This is a genomic window from Microvirga sp. P4_G7, from assembly GCF_056401005.1.
In genome coordinates this window covers 1-694 of sequence record NZ_JBFUKD010001105.1, presented here as the reverse complement: position 1 = coordinate 694, position 694 = coordinate 1, and the positions used below count along the sequence as shown (strand labels likewise).

Here is a 694-nt window from a genome sequence, read left to right as displayed (position 1 = left end):
GCCAAGGCCCCGACACTTTTCGCCGCAGACCCGTTCAAAAAGGCTTACGCTGTCCCATGACCCTGACGGATTGGATCACGCAGACTTTGCAGGCACGCCTGCAACCGACGCAACTCACCGTAACCGACGAGTCGCATAAACACCATGGGCATGCGGGATGGCGCGAGGGCGGGGAGACCCATTACAGGGTCTATATCGTGTCGGATGCGTTTGCAGGCAAGGGCCGCGTCGAGCGACACAGACTTGTCAACGAGACGCTGAAGGGCGCCTTCGAGCGCGGTCTGCACGCTCTCGCCATCCAGGCGAAGGCGCCGGATGAAGACGAGACGCCGTCCATTTGATTCGCTCCAACACGCTGACGCCGTTCGCGACAGCCGCGCCGTCCGTGTTCGGGAAACAGGCGCCGCGCGAGATCGCGGAAGAGTATGGTTGCGACATCATTGCCCAATCCGTCACCGCGCTTGAAGATCTTCGAAGCGATGGCCGACAACGAAGGGGTGGAAACCCGTCGCGCCTTCCTCGTCTCCCTCGGCGCAGTGTGGAGCGTTTGAGGATCTAGACGATCCAGAAATCGCCGGCGTCGAGGAGCTTTTCGGACAAGCCCTTCTTGAGCACGAGGAAGGCGATCGCCTTGGCCTTGCCGTTGCCGTCCCGGTCCCAGGACACCACGCCGGTGCTCCGGTCGTAGAGGATG

Annotated in this window: 2 protein-coding genes; both read left to right on the top strand. The window is 62.1% G+C overall.

Translation table 11 applies throughout. The annotated features are described in order from the left end of the window. Positions 1-56 precede the first annotated feature (56 nt). Positions 57-341, top strand: coding sequence for a BolA family protein (locus tag AC1DT3_RS23305; protein WP_477467527.1), 285 nt, complete (start codon positions 57-59; stop codon positions 339-341). A gap of 84 nt (positions 342-425) precedes the next feature. After that, entirely contained in the window at positions 426-551 is a 126-nt protein-coding gene (locus AC1DT3_RS23300; RefSeq protein ID WP_477467526.1) for a hypothetical protein, read from the top strand. Positions 552-694: the final 143 nt, after the last annotated feature.

Coding starts and splice junctions, on each gene's coding strand:
- AC1DT3_RS23305 (WP_477467527.1), top strand. CDS start 57: ATGACCCTGACGGATTGGATCACGCAGACTTTGCAGGCACGCCTGCAA.
- AC1DT3_RS23300 (WP_477467526.1), top strand. CDS start 426: ATGGTTGCGACATCATTGCCCAATCCGTCACCGCGCTTGAAGATCTTC.